The sequence below is a fragment of the Curtobacterium sp. MCLR17_059 genome (genome assembly GCF_003234665.1).
Classification (GTDB): Bacteria; Actinomycetota; Actinomycetes; order Actinomycetales; family Microbacteriaceae; genus Curtobacterium; species Curtobacterium flaccumfaciens.
Genome location: NZ_QKSU01000003.1, coordinates 266,661 through 281,891, shown reverse-complemented (window position 1 = coordinate 281,891; position 15,231 = coordinate 266,661). Strand labels below are relative to the sequence as shown.

Genomic DNA, 15,231 nt, shown 5'->3' with positions numbered 1-15,231 from the left:
CACACCGTGACCAGGTACCTCATCACCGGCGCCGCCGGCATGCTCGGCCAGGACCTCCAGGCCGCACTCGCCGGCCGCGACGTCACCGCGCTGTCGCGGGCGGACCTCGACATCACCGACCCGGCCGCGGTGGACGCCGCCGTCGCCGGGCACGACGTCGTGATCAACTCCGCCGCCTACACGAAGGTCGACGACGCGGAAGACCACGAGGACGACGCCCACGCGGTCAACGCGACGGGGCCGAAGCTCCTGGCCGAGGCCGCGGTCCGCCACGGCGCGAAGCTCGTCACCGTGTCGACCGACTACGTCTTCGACGGCAACGGCACCGCGCCCTACGCCGAGGACGCCCCGACCGACCCGATCAACGCCTACGGCCGCACCAAGGCCGCCGGCGAGGCGTTCGTGCGCGCGATCGCCCCGGACACCTCGTACGTCGTCCGCACCGCGTGGATCTACGGCGCGCACGGGCCGAACTTCGCCGCGACGATGCTCCGGCTCGCAGGGTCGCACGACACCGTCAGCGTCGTCACCGACCAGGTCGGCCAGCCGACGTGGACGGGCGACCTCGCCGCACGGATCCTCGAGCTCGTCGACGGGGACGCCCCCGCGGGCATCTACCACGGGACGAACGCCGGCCAGGGTTCCTGGTTCGACTTCACGCAGGCCATCTACCGCGAACTCGGGCTCGACCCGGAGCGCGTGCTGCCCACCGACAGCGCCGCCTTCGTCCGGCCGGCGCCGCGCCCGGCGTACAGCGTGCTCGGCCACGACGGCTGGTCGCGTGCCGGACTCGCGCCGATGCGCGACTGGCGCGACGCGTTGCACGCTGCGGTCGCGGCGGGTGCGCTGACCGCGTAGGCACGGCTCTCGACCGGGAGGCGCGGGTCGGGTTCCGCACACCGCGGACCCGACCCGCGCCTCCTGTCCGACCACCGACCGCGCCCAGGGGGCGCCGGGACCACCCTGGTAGTGTCGGGCAGCCGAGCGCGGGGCCGGCCCTCGGCCCCCTGACCACGGGTCCACGAACCACGACGAGGAGCACAGCACCATGACCACCCTCCACGTCATCGTCGACCAGATCGTCGCGCCCGTGCCGGGCGGCATCGGGCGCTACGCCGAGGAGCTCGCGCGACACCTCGTCGAGCACGCGCCGAGCGGCTGCGAGGTCGCGGGTGTGGTCTCCGCCGTCGGGTCCGACGAGATGGCGCACCTGCGGACGCTCCTGCCCGGACTGTCCGACCTGCAGCGACTGCCGCTGCCGCGTCGTGAGCTGTCGCTCGCCTGGCAGGGCGGGTTCGTGGGCGGCATCGCGAAGGGCATGGTGCACGCGCCGAGCGTGCTCGCACCACTGGTCAAGCACGACCGTTTCCAGGACCCGGGCCGGCAGACCGTGGTGACCGTGCACGACGTGGTGCCGTGGACCAACCCCGAGACCCTCACGCCGCGCGGCGTCCACTTCCACAAGGCGATGGTGAAGCGGGCGTGGAAGCACGCCGACGCCGTCGTGGTGCCGACCCACGCCGTGGCGGGGGCGCTGAACGAGATCCACCGGTTCGACGACCGGCTCCGCGTGATCGGCGGTGCCCCGAGCGGACGCCTCCGCCTGCCCGTCGACGCCGACCTGCGCGCCGAGCGCCTCGGCCTGCCGGACCGCTACGTGCTCGCGGTCGGCACGCTCGAGCCGCGCAAGGCCCTGGCGTCCCTGATCGAGGCGATGGCCCACCCGGATGCCCCCAGCGACGTGCCCCTCGTCATCTCCGGCCCGGACGGCTGGGGCGACGTCGACGTGTACGGCACCGCGGAGCGCGCGGGCCTGTCGCGCGACCGGGTGAAGGTCCTCGGCCGCATCGACGACGCGGACCTCGCGGTGGTCTACGACCGTGCGACGGTGTTCGTGTTCCCCAGCCTCGCCGAGGGCTTCGGCCTGCCCGTGATCGAGGCGATGAGCTTCGGCACCCCGGTGATCCACTCCGACGACCCCGCCGTGGCGGAAGTCGCGTCGGACGCTGGCGTCACCGTCGCCCGGTCACCGCGGGAGTCCTACCCCGCACGGCTCGCACAGGCCGTCTACCAGGTCGTGAACGACCCGCAACTGTCCAGCCGGCTGGCCGTGGCGGGGCCGGACCGTGCACGCATGTACGACTGGTCCGACTCCGCCGCGGAGACCTGGCAGCTGCACGCCGACCTCTGACGGCCGGAGCGCGTCAGCCCTTGTACGTGTAGGTGCTGACCCAGTCGATGTACAGGTGCCCCGCGTCGCCCCAGTCGCCCACCTGGAACATGTAGCGGTGCGCGGTCTTCGGCACGTCGTAGGTGATCGTCTTGATCACCTTGCCGTCGAGGCGGTAGCGCACGGACTTCCCGGGGATCCACTCGATCGAGTACGTGTGCCACGAACGCCACGAGACGCCGGTGCTCAGGCTCGTCGCGTTGGCCTCCTGGCCCGCGATCATCGAGTGGTGGTGCAGCATCGGCTGCTGGTCGAAGTTGGCCTCGGGGTAGTCGATCTCCCCGTCGGCCCAGCGGTCGGACGACGGCCAGAGCATGAAGGCCGCGCCGTTGCCGGCACCGCCCGTGGCCTTGGCGCGGACGATGAACTTGCCGCCCTTGTGGCCCCAGGCTCCCGTCGGTGTGCCGAAGGTACCGGCGGCGCCGTGCTTGCCGTCGAGCTTGACGTCCATGTACCCGTTGTGCGAGCTGATCTGCGAGCCCGAGTAGTACATGCCGCCGGTCCCGTCCGGGTACGGCTGCCACGAGTTGGCGTACTTCTTGGCGAAGGCGCCCTTCGCACTGGCCGCGGTGCTGAACTGCTCGCGGAAGGTCTGCTTGAAGTTCCCGACGTCGCCGAGCGGTGCCGAGCTGGCGGTCGCTGCGGTCCCCTGACCGAGCGGTCCGGCGACGAGTGCTGCTCCGAGGAGCACGACGGCGAGTGCGGCCCTCCTGGTGGTGCGCTTCTGCATGAGGTCGGTCACTCCCTGACGTGACTGTTCGCACCCGTTCCCGTGGATGCCGGACGCCGGATCTCGGCTACCCGGCGTTCACGGTAGTTGCTGTCCACAATCTGCGCCCGGGGGTTGACACGACTGAGCACCCCCAGTACACGGGGCTTGCGCGAGGATCTGCCGTCGGGCAAGAAGCCCTGGTCAGTGCGCGTGGCGTGGCATCGGCATCGTTCGGATCAGCTGCGCGCCGACGTCGCGTGGTGAGGTCAGGGCCGTGCGCGACGGCGCCGAGCGACCACGGCGAGCACGACGGCGGCCACCACGGCGAGGACGGCGACGACCGCTGCGGTCTCGGCGACGTGGAGCGCCGCGAACCACGAGTCGAACTGCGACTTCGTCGCCACGACGTCCTGGCCCGCGCCGCGGAACCACCCCGCCACGGGGTTCACCGGACCGGCCGCGCGCGCAGCGACCACGCAGACCACCGCGGCGACCACGGCGACCGCGGAGAGGACGAGGACGGGGACGGCGCGGCGCATCCCGCTACCGTAGCGCGGCTCGGACCCCGCAGCGGCGGCCTCAGAGCGAGTCGCGGAGGCGCGCCGCCTTCTCCTCGACCAGGCGCTCGAGCCCGTCGGCGTACTCGGTCAGGCGAGCGGCGACGGCCGGCTCCGAGGAACCGATGATGCGCGCGGCCAGCAGACCGGCGTTGGCGGCACCGTTGATCGCCATCGTCGCGACCGGGATCCCCGCCGGCATCTGCACGATCGAGAGCAGCGAGTCGAGGCCGTCGAGACGCGCGAGCTGCACCGGGACACCGATCACCGGGAGCGTCGTCATCGAGGCGACCATGCCCGGCAGGTGTGCCGCGCCACCGGCCCCGGCGATGACGACCCGGATGCCACGGGCGGCGGCGCCGCGGGCGAAGCGGGTCATCTTGTCCGGGGTGCGGTGCGCCGACACGACGTCCGCCTCGAAGGGGATGCCGAGTTCGGTCAGGATGTCCGCCGCGGCCCGCATGGTGGGCCAGTCGGAGTCCGACCCCATGATGATCGAGACGAGCGGCTGTGCGGGTGCGGCGGTGTCGGTCACGCGACGAGCCTAGCCGAGCAGCACGCGTCGCCAGGTGTCGCCGTCTCGGCCGATCGTGCGGTCCTCGGCGACCCAGCGGGCCGCCTCCTCGTCCGCCCGGCCACGGTCGACGGCCGACCGGACGGCGTCCCGCCACGCCGACACGTCGTCCGGCACGGCCACGGCCCCGTGGGCCCGTGCGACGGCGTAGGAGGGGCGGTCGGACACCACGGCGGGCAGCCCGAGCGCGGTGTACTCGAGGAACTTCAGGTCGCTCTTCGCGCGGTTGAACTCCTCGTCACGGAGCGGTGCGACGCCGGCCCGCCAGCGCTCCCGGTGCGCCACGAGCCATCGGGAGAACGCCGGGTAGTGCCCGTCGGGGACCTCGACCCGGCGGAACCAGTCGGCACCGCCCTCCTCGGTCACCCCGATGACCTCGAGCCGGATCGGGGTGCCGTCGGCGGTGGTGAGGTCGGCGAAGACGTCACGCAGGAGCTCGAGGTCGGCGGCGTGGGTGAGCGTGCCCATGTACAGCACGCGGTGCTCCCCCGTGGGCCGCTCGTCGTCGTCCACGGTGGGGCCGGCAGTCCAGATCGTCGGGTCGAGGGCGTTCGGCACGACCACGACGTCCCGCGCGACCGGACGGACCACGTCGGCGAGTTCGGGCGTGCTCACGACGACGGTGTCGGCACCGCGCACCAAGGCGTCGATCGAGGCGAGCCGGTCGGGGTCGTACTCGGCGCGGGCCAAGCGGGCGCGTCCGGACTCGGTGAAGAAGTCGTCGTCGACCTCGGCCACGACGCGGATGCCCCGGGAGGCGGCGGCCGCCAGGAAGGGCTGGACGTCGGCACGGGGAAGGATGTCCCGCTGCACCAGGAGTGCGGCGTAGGGCGCCTGGTCGGAGCCGTCGACGAACGCCGCCGGGTCCACCTGGCGCACCTCGGCGGTACCGCTCGCGGCCAGGTGCTCGGTGCGGCGCACGACACGGACGTGTGCTGAGGCCGGGTGGGCGCCGCCACCGCCCGCGACGACGTACCCGAGGACGGGCAGGGGCGCCGGCTGTGGCGGGGCACCTGCGACGGCGCGGCGCAGGCGTCCCGCGGCCCGGCGGACGAGATCACGCGGCATGCGCCCATCCTCTCGCACGCCGCGCACCGTGCGACGAACGCCGCACGGCGAACGCCGCACGGCGAACGCCGCACGGCGGACGCCCCCTCAGCGCACCGTCACCGTCCGGCACGGCGACGCCCTGCGGTCCGCTCCGCTCCCGGTGTTGTGGACGATCGCGCAGACGGTGTGCTTGCCGACCGCCGCCCGGACGGTGCCCGCGAAGCCGTGCGACCCACCGGAGCCCCAGGTCGCGTCCACGTCGGCGCGCTTCCGACCGGCGTCCAGCGACGTCACCCGCTTGCCGTCGACGGTGATCGCCACCCGGCTCGCCGAGGCCACCGCGTCGCCGTCGAACGCCCAGCCGCGCACCGCGATGCCACGGGTCACGGCCTTCGCGGACTCCAGTTCGGCGTACGGGTCGTGCCGGTAGGCGCGGACGGTCGAGCAGCCGAGCGGGGTGTCCGACCCCGCGCCGATGTTCACCGCGGTGACGCAGACGCGGCGAGCGCCGGCCGCGGTGGGCACCACGACGTCGAAGCCGTGGGTCGCGCCGACCCCGAAGCGCGCGTCGACGTCCGGCCGGTCGAGCCCGGCGGTGGTGACGCCGGCCGAGACGCCGTCGACGGTGGCACGGACCCGCACGGGCTGCGTGGGGTCGTCCTCGTCGTAGGCCCACCCGGACACGCGGACGCCGCCGCCGGTACCGGCGACGGCCTCGAGCGTGCCACGGGGGGTCAGGTCGGCGGCGGGCACACCCAGGCGTGCGTTCGCGACGAGGGCCTGGGCGTAGGTCGAGAACCACTTGCCGGCGGCCGGCGCCCCGTTGCAGGTGCCGTCGCTCGCGCCGGGGGTCTTGACCCACAGCAGGGCGTCGAGCGCCGTGCCGTCGGACACCACCCGGGGCGAGGTGCCGAGCCCGGCCCCCGGCCCGTTGCACCAGGTGCCACGCCAGCCCTGCCCGTTGCGCGAGGTGTCGATGACGTAGTGCGAGCCCCCGGTGGCGGCGGACACCTTCTGCGCGTACGCCTGCTCCTGGGCGGTCGGGTAGTAGTTCGCGACGTTGGTGAAGAACCCGCGGGCCTGCTGCACGCCCGCGCTGTTCAGCCGCGACGCCATCAGCGCGGGCTGCACCCAGTTCGAGTTGCCGGCGTCCAGGTAGGCGGGGACTCCGGCGGCGGTCAGCCCGGCGACGGTGCGGGACAGGATCCGGTAGCGCTGCTCGTCGAGCGCGGTGCTGCACTTGGCGTTGCTGAGCATCGCGAGCGAGTCCGGTTCGACGATGACGGCTGCGCGGTGTCCCGCCAGCGCCGCGGTGACCTGGTCGACCCAGGCGTCGTAGGACCCCTCGTCGAAGCCGCCGGCGGAGTACCCGCCGCAGTCACGGTCGGGGATCGCGTAGAGCACGAACACGGGGGTGGTGCCGGACTGTTCGGCACCGGTGAGGGCGGTGCTGATGGTCTTGGTCAGCTGCGTCCCCTGGCTCCAGTCGCCGAGCCAGGTCGCGACGGGGTACCCGGCGATGGTCTTCGCCGCCGCGGCCCCGGCCGGGTCGGTGGCGGCCAGGGCGGCCTGCGCCTTCGCGGCCTCGCTCGTCGGCGACCGGTACGGCCCGGCGCCGTAGAGCGACGCGGACGTGCCCGAGCGGATGGTCGAGGCCGAGGTCGCTGCGGACGCGGTCGCGGTCGGCAGCAGGCCGGCGACGGCTGCGACGAGGGCGATGGCTGCACCGCAGACGGCGGCACGACGCGGACGGCGGCGCATGGGACTCCCTGGACGGTGGGCGCGGACTGTACCAGGGGAACACGCGCTCCCGGCTCCCGCCAGCCTCCCGAGCGGGTGCCACCCGAGGGGGTGTCCGCAGAGCGGCCGACAAGTGTGTCCCGCACCCGTGACGGACGGGAGGCCCGTGGCGGCGTCGCCACGGGCCTCCCGTCCGTCATCCGGTCACGTCGAGGACGCCACCCGGTGTCGCGGACACCGTCTCAGTCGTCGAAGTGCGCCGCGGCCGCGCGGGCGCGGTAGACGACGTCGTCGACGTCGTCGCCGAGCACCGTGACGTGCCCGATCTTCCGGCCGGGCCGGGGCGCCTTGCCGTAGAAGTGGTACTTCGCCTCGGGGAAGGCCTCGAGCGCTGCGGGGTACCGGGCGGCGAGGTCGCCGTCCGCGGGCCCGCCGAGCACGTTGACCATGACGGACGCGGGGGCGAACGAGCCGGTTGCTCCGAGCGGCAGGTCGAGGACGGCGCGCAGGTGCTGTTCGAACTGGCTCGTGGTGGCGCCGTCGATGGTCCAGTGCCCGGTGTTGTGCGGACGCATCGCGAGTTCGTTGATGAGGATGCGCTCGTCGTCGGTCTGGAACAGCTCGACCGCCAGGACGCCGGTCACACCGAGTTCCTCCGCGATGCGGACGGCGATCGACTCGGTCAGGTCGGCGATCCGGCCGGCGCTGTCCGGGGCCGGTGCGATGACCTCGGCGCAGACCCCGTCGCGCTGCACGGTCTCGACGAGCGGCCAGGCGACGACCTGCCCGGAGGGACGGCGTGCCACGGACTGCGCGAGCTCGCGGGTGAAGGGGACGAGCTCCTCGACCAGGAGGGCCTGGTCGCCGCCGGCCTCGGCCACGGCGATGAACCAGTCGTCGACGTCGGACGCGTCGGAGACGACCCGGACGCCCTTGCCGTCGTACCCGCCCCGCGGCGTCTTGACGACGGCACGGCCACCGTGGTCCGCCAGGAACGCTCGGAGGTCGTCGGGTCCCTGCACGGCGGCCCAGTCGGGCACCGGCAGTCCGAGCTCGCTCAGCCGGCGACGCATGGTGATCTTGTCCTGGGCGACGGCCAGCGCGTCCGGTCCGGGGTGGACCGACACGCCCGCGTCGACCAGGCTGCGCAGGACGTCCTGCGGCACGTGCTCGTGGTCGAAGGTCACGACGTCGACCTGTCGGGCGAACTCGAGCACCGTGGCGGCGTCGTGGTAGTCACCCTCGGCGGTGGCGGCGATCGCGGCGGACATGCCCGGCCCCTCGGCGAGCACCCGGATGTCGATCCCCAGTTCGACCGCGGCCGGCACCATCATCCGTGCCAGCTGTCCCCCACCGATGACCCCGACGCGCAACGCCATGCTGTGTGATCCTTCCGGCGCTCCCACCGTGCGGTGGGAACGCGTTGTCTACAATCGCTGTTCGGGTCGCGCTCTGCACGACCGGTCACAACTCTACGGATCCTGGAGGGCTCGTGCGGCGCCTCATCGCCCAGCTGGCACGCTTCGGCGTCGTCGGTGCCGTCGGCTTCGTCGTGGACACCACGGTGTTCAACGTGCTGCGCATCACCGTCCTGAACCCCGAGGACGTCCACTCGGGGCCGTTCTGGGCGAAGGTCATATCCACCGTCGTGGCGATCTTCGTGAACTGGATGGGCAACCGGTACTGGACGTTCCGCGAGCAGCGTCGCGCCGTGGCCACCCGCGAGGGCATCGAGTTCGTCGTCGTGTCGCTCGGCGGCATGGTCATCGCGCTCGCCTGCCTCGGGGTGTCGCACTACGCGATGGGGCTCACCTCGGTGCTCGCCGACAACGTCGCGAACATCATCGGGCTCGTGCTCGGCACGGTCTTCCGGTTCTGGCTCTACAAGGTCTGGGTCTACCACCCCGAGCGCACGGCCACGCAGCCGGCCGCCGCGGACGAGTCGGTGTCCGACGGCCCGCGGGTCCCCCACGACGTCTGACCTAGGATCGGTGGGGTGACGGCCGAGACGACCACCACCCCCGCCCCACCCCGCACCGCGCGCTGGGAACGTGTCGCGATCGCGGTGATCACGGCGACCTTCGGGCTCTGGCTGGTGGCGTGGGCGTTGCTCGTCCCGGTGTTCGAGGCCCCCGACGAGACCGCGCACATCGACGCCGCCGTGCACGTCGCCCTCGGTGACGCCTGGGCGGCCCCCGGCGAGCTGCACGTCACCAACGCCGTGCAGGCCGCGAAGGTCGAACAGGCGACGAAGCCGTCCGACGAGTGGTCGACGGTGAGCGAGCTGCTGCAGAACGCACCAGGACCCTCGGCGACGGTCAACCAGATGACCCAGCACCCGCCGACCGCCTACCTGGCCGGAGCCGCCGTGCTGCGGGCCGTCGACTTCGGCGAGCTCCGCTGGGACCACGCGTTCATCGCCCTCCGCCTGGCCGACGTGCTGGCCGTCACCGCGCTCCCCCTGCTCGCCTGGGCGTCGGTGCGCCGGGTGACCCGCAGCCCCCGCGCCGCGCTGATCGGGGCCCTCGCCGTGTTCGCGACGCCCGAGCTCGCGTCCATCGGCTCGTCGTTCTCGAACGACGCCCCGGTGCTGCTGGTCGCCGGGATCGTCGTCTGGCTCGCCACCCGTCTGCTCACCGGCGACACCCGCTGGCGCACCACGATCGCGCTGGCGGTGGCCCTCGGGGCCCTGGTCTGGATCAAGGGCACCGGGTTGCCGGCGGTGCCGTTCGTCGCGGTGGTGGTGCTGTTCGCCGGCGCCGGGGTGCTCTCCCTGCGGCAACGGATCGTCCGCACGGTCGTCACGATGGCGGTCTCCGGCGGCATCGGTGCCTGGTGGTGGCTGCACAACCTCGTGTCGTACGGCCGGATCCAGCCGAACGGCTACACGGCGATGCGGCCCCCGAAGAACTTCCCACCGGGCGAGAGCCCCACGCTCGGACACTTCCTCGACGTCAGCTGGGGCACCCTGTCGCGCACGTTCTGGGGCAGCTTCGGCGGTCGCGCCCAGGTGACCATCGGCGACCTGTTCACCGCCGTCCTGACCCTCGTCGCCCTCGTGGTGCTGGTCGGCTGGGCGTTCCGCCGGGGCCCGGACCTGCGGGTGGCCCTGTGCCTCGCGGTGTTCCCGGCGCTCCTGATCGGCATCCAGAACCGCACGAGCGCGCACTCGTACCTCACCACCACCGAGGTCGCCGCCACCCAGGGCCGGTACTACTTCCCCGCGATCGTCTGCCTGATCGTGCTGAGCGCGCTCGCGTGGCGACGACTGGTGCCGGCCGGCCGGGCACGCACCTGGGCCGCGGTGGCGCTGGCCGTCGTGCTGCCCGCGGTGGGCGTGTACGGCTTCGCGGTGGCGTCGGCCTGGTTCTGGAACGCGGCGCTGTTCCCGGTGACCGGCCGCGGGCTGCTGCGGTACTCCGAGATCGGGCCGGTGCCACCCGCGGTGCTCGTCGTCGTCGTGGCCCTGGTCGCGGTGGGGCTCGTCGCGTCGGTCGTGCAGGTCGCGCGCGCCGACCGTCGGACCCTGGCGACGACGGTTCCCGTCCGCTGACACGCCCGGCCGCGGAGCGCTGCGGTCGCACGACGTGCCGCAGGCGCGGCGCCGAGGGGTCGTGAACTGTCGGCAGGCGAGGCCGCAGCCGACACTTCGTGACCCCTCGGCGGACGGCGCGCGGCGTGCGGTGGGCGCACCCACCAGACGGACGGGAGGCCCGGTGCCAGCTGGCACCGGGCCTCCCGTCCGTCATCACGCGCGACCGGTGCCCCACTCCGTGAGCAGGAATGGTCGGGTCCGTCATCCGGACCCGACCATTGCTGCTCACGAAGCGCTGCGCGCGCCGCGCGTCAGGCGGCGGGGACGCCGCCCTCGACCGCGGAGGGGTCGTCGGTCGGGCGGTTGCGCCGGAACCACGTCGGGGCCGCGGCGCAGAGCAGGAAGAGTCCGTCGACCGCGAGGCTCCAGACACGGGTGACGACGACCACGACCAGTGCGATGGGCGCCGGCATGACGAGCGCGAGCAGGAGGGCCTGCACGCCCTCGCGGACGCCGAGCCCGCCGGGGGCGAAGACGGCCAGCATGCTGATCGCCGAGGCCATGCTCGCGGCACCGATCACGAAGGCCGCGTCGGTGAGCTTCAGCGACGGGTACACGCCGAGGGTGATGAAGTAGTACGCCGTGCCGGACAGCACCGCACCCGCGACGTAGAGCCCGGCTCCGCCGAGGACCGTGCCGAGGTTCGGACGGACGTCGGCCTCGAGCGGCTTGCGACGCAGGATCTTCAGCGCGATCCCGATCAGGAACACGAACACGCGCGGGATCAGGCAGACGACGCAGCCCACGAACGCCGCGATCATCAGGACGATGAGCCACGGGTCGAGGTTGTGCGTCCGCGGGTCGATGAGCAGCAGCACGAGCGCCAGGGCCAGGGTGGCGGCGATCTGCAGCGCACCTTCCAGCAGGCCGCTGACGCCGAGGCGGGCCTTCGAGACGCCGTGCTTCGAGGCGAAGTAGACCTTGCCGATGATCCAGGTCGCGGCACCGGGGATGTAGCGGCCCATCCAGGACTTCGCGTACACGTAGGTCAGGGTGACGCCGCTGCCCTTGAGCCCGGTCGCGCCGAGCCGTCGCAGCAGGTAGAACCAGATGCCGACGCCCCAGTACCGGAAGCCGAGGCTGATCACCGTCGCGAGGATCACCCACGACCACTGCCAGTCGAGCCCGGCGAGCTGTCCCCAGTCGACGCTCCGGACGTACAGCACGAGGAACACCGCGAGCAGGACGTAGAAGGCGATGGGGATCGCCTTGCCGAGGAACCGTCGTCGCTTCGACGGACGCTTCCCCTCGGGCGCGGGGGTGTCGCTGGTGCTTGCGGACAAACGGGTCTCCTGCTCAGGTCACGGGCTCAGGTCATGGTAGACGCTGGGTCGGGCCGCTCCCTGCGGTGCTGCCGCAGGGAGCGGGTACCGGGGACGTCAACGATCGAGCGTCACCGGGCGAGCTTGACGATCTGCACGCGGCAGGGGATCTCCGGGTCGGTGGAGCGGTCGGCGCTGCACGAGATCGTCGCGTTGTACGTGCCGACCAGCTTGCCGGCCACCGAGTAGTCGCGGGCCGGGGCGGTCGCCGGGTCGAACTGCACGAAGTACTGCACGCCCTCGTCGATGAACAGGTTGCGCATCGCGTCCGAGTGGTACGTGTAGCCCTGACCTGAGCGACCGTACACACGCGTGTCGGTCAGGAACGCGAGCGAGGAGAGCGAGCGGTAGTTCGAGCCGATGACGGTGGCGTCCTCGGGCAGCGCGCCGCTCGCCCGGATCTGGTCGGCGAGCCGGACGATCTCCGGCACGTCCGTCGGCCCGAACACGCGCAGCGCCTCGGTGCGGTTGACCGACGGGTAGAACGGCGCCGGAGACCCGAACCAGTTCTGCGTGTACGAGGCGACCGGCACGACGGCGATCGCGACGCACGCCACGATCGTCCGGACCACACCCCGACGGCGCACCAGCCGCCAGACGGCCGGCAGCATGAGCGCGCCGATCATCGCCGTCAGGTAGAACAGCGGCCAGTAGTACCGGGCGTTGCCGCCGCCGCTCGACGACGAGGTGATCATGCCGTAGCCGACGAAGTACACCAGGGTCGTCGCCGCGACGATGCAGGTGAACGCGTAGCGGCGGAACCGCACGACACCGATGACGAGTGCCGCCGCGAAGAGCAGGGCGATCGGCGCCGCGAACGGGGCGAAGGTGCTGATCTTCTGCAGGTAGTACGGCAGGGCGAGCATGCGCTCGTGCAGGTAGTACCCGGCGCGGGCCGCGATGCCGGACTCCTTCGTGACCTTCGGCGCGGTGTCCTCGGTGGTCGACTGCGTGGGCGGCGGAACCACGGCGGGGTCCGGGTTGTCCATCGGGCCCTGCTTGTAGACCGACGGGGTGAAGTCCTCGTTGGGCGAGAAGGCGTGGTCGTTGGGCGGCACCGGCAGGAACGGCCAGTCCGTGGCACGGCCGCCGTCGTCGAACTTCGAACCGATGTTGACCGAGAGCGACGACCCGAGCGTCACCGTGCCGTACTTGAGGGTCAGTGCGCCGACCCACGGGGCGATGACGACGGCGAACACGACGATCGTGGCGACCGGGGCCGTCCACCAGTGCCGGACGGGCTCACGGCGGCGACGGGCGGACCAGACGCGCAGCAGCAGCCAGAGGATCACGGCACCGACGGCCACGGGCAGCAGGAAGAGCTTGGTGAAGTACCCGAGCGCAGCCACGACGCCGAGCACCGCGCCGGAGGCGACCCGCGCACGCATCGAACCGTGCAGCGCCTGGTCGGCCCACCGGAGCGCCCAGAGGAACCCGACGATCCACGCGACGACGAGCAGGTCCGGGGTCTGCACCGACACGGCGCTCATCAGGGCGGGGATCGCGGTGACCATGAAGAGCACGGCCGGGACGATGCGGTGGTTCTGCGACCAGACCAGCCACCCGCCGATGCCCAGCACGACGGCCACGGCGAAGCAGTTCACGATCGCGAAGGCCGTCTGCATGCCGAGCCCGAGGGCGATGAACGGCGCCATCATCCACGAGACCAGCGGCGACCAGTACGCGTTGATCGCGTCGGGCAGCCAGCCGTTCGCGTACTCGCGCGCGATGCCCATGTAGGAGATGCCGTCGACGTTCGTCACCCCGAGGCGGTTGTGGTACGCCACGGCGGCGCTCAGGGCGACCCCGATCACCACGAGGACGCCCAGGATCAGGGGTGCGACGACGTGCCGGTACCGTCGCGCACCCGCCCCCGAACGCCGTCCTGCGGGCTCGTGGGTGCTCTGCGGTGCTGCGGTCGTCGTCACGGTCACGTGCTTCATCATGACATCCGATCGCTTGCCGGACCGCACCGAGGCGGATCGCGGGCCCCGCTCGGCGTGTGGGAGACTGCCGGGGACCCCGCTCCGACCACCTCGAGGACGTTCGTTGGCCACCGAAACCCGCGCAGCCGAATCCGCAGCCGAACCGACGGCGGCCGCTCCCCGCGCAGGGGGCCGGCTCGAGTTCCCGTACCTGGACGGGCTCCGCGGTCTCGCCGCCCTGGCCGTGGTGTTCTACCACGCGTACCTCTTCACGGGGACGACCGGCACCGGGCCGACCGAACTGCCGTGGCTCCGACCGTTCATCGGCTGGGGCTACCTCGGCGTCCCGCTGTTCATCGTCCTGTCCGGCTACGTCCTGATGCTGCCCGTGGTCACCCGGTTCGACCGCTACCGGTTGCCCGGTGGCTTCTGGAAGTTCATCTGGCGCCGCGCCCGACGGATCATCCCGCCGTACTGGGCGTCGCTCGTCGTCTTCGCGCTCATCATCCTGTTCGTCCCGGTGATGGGGCAGCCCGGCGGCACCCAGTGGGACACGAAGCTGCCGATGGGCTGGGGCACGTTCCTCACGCACTTCTTCCTGGTGCACGACTTCTTCCCGCAGTACATCGGCAAGATCAACGGCCCGATGTGGACGGTCGCCGTCGAGTGGCAGATCTACTTCCTCATGCCGCTGCTGATCCTGCCGCTCTGGAAGGTCTTCGGCGGGTGGGCGACCGCGTCCTCGCTCGTCCTCATCGGCATGTGGATGGGCTCCGAGAGCCGCTACTCGTGGATGCACCCGTGGTTCGTCGGCCTCTTCGCGGTCGGCATGCTCGCCGCCGAGCTCACCGTCAAGGCCCGTGACGAGCACCTGACCGGCAAGCTGAACGCCTCGAAGCTCGGCGGTCCGCGGTGGCAGAGCGGCGTGTTCGTGGCCGCGATGTTCGTCGGCATGCTCCTCGTCTTCTTCCGCAACCGCGACTACTGGCAGCACCAGACCTGGCCGTCCGAGGTCGTCCTCGGCATCTTCGCGGGCATCCTGCTGACCTGGATGGGCCGCAAGGCGGTCACCGGGGAGCACACCTGGCTCGCACGCTTCTTCGCGTGGAAGCCGTTCGTGCTCGCCGGCCTCGTGTCGTACACGATCTACCTCTTCCACAGCCCGTTGCTCGGACTCGGCAACCTGCTGCTCCTGCCGATGGGCCTGTACCCGAAGTGGCAGTTCCTGATGATGGTCTTCGTGGTGATCCCGATCACCCTGGCGATCTGCGTCGGGATGTGGTGGCTCGTGGAGCGCAACTTCCTGAACCGCCGGCAGAAGCACGCCACCCGCGAGGTCTCCTCGCGCGGGCGCCTGCCCGAGGTCGAGACGGACGACGAGGGCACCCGCACCGCCCGCTGACCCCGACAGCGGACACCGCATCGGACGCTGCCCCTGTGCGCGTCACGGACAGGTGTCGCCGAGTCCGGGTAGCATCGCTCGGACCGCGGCGTGGGAGATCAGGCCCACGGCATCTCGACAGGGA

13 protein-coding genes are annotated in these 15,231 nt (G+C 72.1%); 5 read left to right on the top strand and 8 right to left on the bottom strand.

The window, feature by feature from the left end:
* The first annotated feature begins 6 nt into the window (after positions 1-6).
* Together rfbD and DEJ12_RS06900 are read left to right on the top strand one after the other, a co-directional pair.
* Positions 7-858: a dTDP-4-dehydrorhamnose reductase gene (gene rfbD, locus DEJ12_RS06905; protein WP_111029467.1), complete on the top strand. Its 852-nt coding sequence runs from the start codon at positions 7-9 to the stop codon at positions 856-858.
* A gap of 190 nt (positions 859-1,048) precedes the next feature.
* Entirely contained in the window at positions 1,049-2,191 is a 1,143-nt protein-coding gene (locus DEJ12_RS06900; protein ID WP_110863315.1) for a glycosyltransferase family 1 protein, read from the top strand.
* Positions 2,192-2,204: 13 nt separating this feature from the next.
* Here DEJ12_RS06900 and DEJ12_RS06895 read toward each other — a convergent pair whose 3' ends face one another.
* The 6 genes from DEJ12_RS06895 to DEJ12_RS06870 all read right to left on the bottom strand — a co-directional run bounded on the left by DEJ12_RS06895 (position 2,205) and on the right by DEJ12_RS06870 (position 8,242).
* Positions 2,205-2,972: a family 16 glycosylhydrolase gene (locus DEJ12_RS06895; RefSeq protein WP_111029466.1), complete on the bottom strand. Its 768-nt coding sequence runs from the start codon at positions 2,970-2,972 to the stop codon at positions 2,205-2,207.
* 236 nt (positions 2,973-3,208) lie between these two features.
* Positions 3,209-3,481, bottom strand: a complete 273-nt coding sequence (locus DEJ12_RS06890; RefSeq protein ID WP_111029465.1) for a hypothetical protein — start codon at positions 3,479-3,481, stop codon at positions 3,209-3,211.
* A gap of 40 nt (positions 3,482-3,521) precedes the next feature.
* Positions 3,522-4,034 carry a 5-(carboxyamino)imidazole ribonucleotide mutase gene (purE, locus tag DEJ12_RS06885; protein ID WP_206647624.1) on the bottom strand — a complete coding sequence of 171 codons (513 nt, stop codon included), beginning with the start codon at positions 4,032-4,034 and terminating at the stop codon, positions 3,522-3,524.
* A gap of 9 nt (positions 4,035-4,043) precedes the next feature.
* Complete coding sequence (locus tag DEJ12_RS06880) at positions 4,044-5,141, bottom strand: glycosyltransferase (protein WP_111029464.1); 1,098 nt, start codon at positions 5,139-5,141, stop codon at positions 4,044-4,046.
* Between the two features lie 87 nt (positions 5,142-5,228).
* On the bottom strand, positions 5,229-6,884 hold the full coding sequence (locus DEJ12_RS06875) for a glycoside hydrolase family 6 protein (RefSeq protein WP_111029463.1): 1,656 nt from the start codon (positions 6,882-6,884) through the stop codon (positions 5,229-5,231).
* 221 nt (positions 6,885-7,105) lie between these two features.
* Complete coding sequence (locus DEJ12_RS06870; RefSeq protein WP_111022330.1) at positions 7,106-8,242, bottom strand: 5-(carboxyamino)imidazole ribonucleotide synthase; 1,137 nt, start codon at positions 8,240-8,242, stop codon at positions 7,106-7,108.
* 113 nt (positions 8,243-8,355) lie between these two features.
* Here DEJ12_RS06870 and DEJ12_RS06865 point away from each other — a divergent pair, with 113 nt between their 5' ends.
* The gene (locus tag DEJ12_RS06865; RefSeq protein WP_071406423.1) at positions 8,356-8,844 is read left to right on the top strand and encodes a GtrA family protein; all 489 of its coding nucleotides are present in this window, start codon (positions 8,356-8,358) and stop codon (positions 8,842-8,844) included.
* Positions 8,845-8,859: 15 nt separating this feature from the next.
* Positions 8,860-10,416, top strand: coding sequence for a DUF2142 domain-containing protein (locus DEJ12_RS06860; protein ID WP_111029462.1), 1,557 nt, complete (start codon positions 8,860-8,862; stop codon positions 10,414-10,416).
* Positions 10,417-10,709: 293 nt separating this feature from the next.
* Here DEJ12_RS06860 and DEJ12_RS06855 read toward each other — a convergent pair whose 3' ends face one another.
* Together DEJ12_RS06855 and DEJ12_RS06850 are read right to left on the bottom strand one after the other, a co-directional pair.
* Positions 10,710-11,741, bottom strand: coding sequence for a lysylphosphatidylglycerol synthase domain-containing protein (locus tag DEJ12_RS06855; RefSeq protein ID WP_111029461.1), 1,032 nt, complete (start codon positions 11,739-11,741; stop codon positions 10,710-10,712).
* A gap of 110 nt (positions 11,742-11,851) precedes the next feature.
* A complete protein-coding gene (locus tag DEJ12_RS06850) occupies positions 11,852-13,723 on the bottom strand; it encodes a glycosyltransferase family 39 protein (protein ID WP_181433032.1) in 1,872 nt (623 codons plus the stop codon).
* 106 nt (positions 13,724-13,829) lie between these two features.
* On the opposite strand from DEJ12_RS06850, the gene DEJ12_RS06845 reads away from it, so the two are divergent.
* A complete protein-coding gene (locus tag DEJ12_RS06845; protein ID WP_181433031.1) occupies positions 13,830-15,107 on the top strand; it encodes an acyltransferase in 1,278 nt (425 codons plus the stop codon).
* Positions 15,108-15,231 lie beyond the last annotated feature (124 nt).